Raw genomic sequence first — 2,176 nt, 5'->3', positions numbered from 1 at the left:
TGGTGGTGGATGGGTTTGGGGGAACATGGATCTCTACAACTTCCTCTGTGCCCATCTAGCCGATATCACTGGGGCAGCAGTTCTCTCTGTGGATTATCGCCTTGCACCAAAGTACAAGTTCCCTACAGCGGTTGAGGATTGTTATGATACATTGGTTTGGGCAGCAGCAGGTTGCCGATATTGGAAGACGGACCCAGATCGAATCTTCTTGATCGGAGACAGCGCAGGAGGAAACCTTGCTGCAGTGGTCAGTCGTCTTGCTCGTGACCGAAAGGGTCCTGCCATTGCTGGTCAGGTACTGCTCTATCCTGTAACTGACGGCAGGATGCGAACCAATAGCTACGAGAAGCACAAGGATGCTCCTTCGTTGACTGACAAGCAGATGGCCTTCTTCATCAACAGCTACCAACGGGAGCCAAAGGATATCCTCAATCCCAATTTCTCCCCTCTGCTCGCAAAAGATCATAGCAGACTCCCCGAAACCCTGATCATCGGTGCCGAGTACGACCCGCTCCATGATGATGGAATGCTCTATGCCGATGCATTGGCTTCAGCAGACACCCCGGTAAAATACCTTGAGGTGAAGAAGACCATTCATGGCTTCATCAACTACCCGAAGGCTACAGGGACAGAGGAAACAGAGAGTGCCATCATCCAGTTCATCAGTGGTAGGCCCGTTGACCAAGTAGCCTTGATCAGCCGTAAAGAGTGGGCAATAGCTCAGAAAAAAGAACTGAAAAAGATCAAGAAGCAAAGCAAGCATTATATTGATGCACGCGTACAATAGATTAACGTTAACAATCTAGAAAAGAGCTATTACATACCTTCCCTTGCCCATTCCTTACTCATGAAACATTCCTTATAGAGGCCATTGATAAGATCATGATACAAGGAGCGATACAGCCGGTTTTGGCAAGCAGCCCCCATTTTATGATTTCAGGACAGGTGCTCTCTGACCACTGGCCGGTAGCGGCAGTGTTGAAACTCCTTCCTAGCGTTTAAAGAACGGAAACTTGATCGCACGGATAACCGTACGCTCTTCCTTTTTTTCCTGAGGCTCCTCTGTCTGCACATTGAAGTATGAGAGGATGAGAGAGGCCAGCCCTTCCCCAACCGCCTGATGGGACTCCCTGTCCATATGCAACTGGTCTATGCTACTAGGGCCGGCAACACTGCTTGCATCGAAATAGAGAAGATCATTCTCTTCTGCCATACCCCTTATGGCTGTAGCAAGGCTTTTACTTGTAAGAACGGAGTTGGAATTGAAACTGACAAACGGGGACTGTTCTATCTCATCTCCAATATGAATGGGAGAAACCACCAACACCTGTGGTATCGGATATCCCTCCCCATAGGGGTGAGTCTTGATAAGAGATGCCAATTGTTGTAGGGCTTTTGTGATGATCTTCTCATCGGCATTGATGAACTTCTTGCAATCGTTGGTACCCAAGGAGAGGATCACCAGGTCCAGTGGGCGATGACTGTGAAGGGCAACAGGCAAGAACTCCCGACCCGAGCGGTGAAGCTCGAGTGGGTCATCAAACACGGTGGTACGGCCACCAAGTCCTTCTTCAATGATCTGGAAATCGGGGCCGAGGAGGGAGGAGAGTATTCCTGTCCATCGCTGATCGTATTGCCACCTTCCCCCACTTGGGTTGGTCCCGAAAGTATTTGAGTCACCATAACAGAGTATTCTTCGCATGGCATGCAGTATACAGAAGAGAGATGATCAACGAAAGTAGGTTGGATATTTCTCCCTGATGGCAGATTCATCAATCTTGTAACGACTGAGATGCTCCTCCATCAGCTGACCTGCAAGCTCGGCATCCCTTTGCTTGATCGCCTCAGCTATTGCCTGATGGTCACTGACTATCTTGATGTCCTTGATGGCATTCAGACTCATGGCACGAACACGGTCGAAATGGATGGTAAGACCTTCGATCATCCAACCATAACACTGGACTTTATTTGCAAGCTGGAATAGCAAGGCATGAAACTGGTTGTCTAACTCCAACAATTTTTCCGGATTGGAGTGTTCTATATAGAAACTCTGCAATCGGATGATCTCTTCGAGGAAAGAGAGATCAGGAATCTCTTCCATGGTACACAGGACCTTTGCCACTTCCCTCTCCAACACCAGACGTAGAAAACGGGACTCTTCAACCATGGCGTAGTC

At 48.7% G+C, this 2,176-nt stretch carries 3 protein-coding genes; 1 reads left to right on the top strand and 2 read right to left on the bottom strand.

Annotation, left to right across the window (positions count from 1 at the left end):
- The coding region (locus JF818_RS07495) for an alpha/beta hydrolase (RefSeq protein ID WP_198891407.1) at positions 1-787 on the top strand (787 nt) is incomplete at its 5' end.
- A gap of 204 nt (positions 788-991) precedes the next feature.
- Here the strand turns inward: JF818_RS07495 and JF818_RS07490 are convergent.
- Complete coding sequence (locus JF818_RS07490) at positions 992-1,702, bottom strand: SGNH/GDSL hydrolase family protein (RefSeq protein WP_198891406.1); 711 nt, start codon at positions 1,700-1,702, stop codon at positions 992-994.
- Positions 1,703-1,729: 27 nt separating this feature from the next.
- Positions 1,730-2,176 (bottom strand): FCD domain-containing protein (locus tag JF818_RS07485; protein ID WP_198891405.1); only part of this gene is annotated, 447 nt, incomplete at its 5' end.

The sequence above is a fragment of the Sphaerochaeta sp. S2 genome (genome assembly GCF_016406725.1).
In the GTDB taxonomy this organism is placed as follows: domain Bacteria; phylum Spirochaetota; class Spirochaetia; order Sphaerochaetales; family Sphaerochaetaceae; genus Sphaerochaeta.
The sequence above is the reverse complement of the archived record's forward strand: the minus strand, read 5'-3'. Positions and strand labels throughout refer to the sequence as shown.

Excerpts from the sequence above, each read along its gene's own strand:
- JF818_RS07490 (WP_198891406.1), bottom strand. The coding sequence starts at position 1,702 with ATGCGAAGAATACTCTGTTATGGTGACTCAAATACTTTCGGGACCAAC.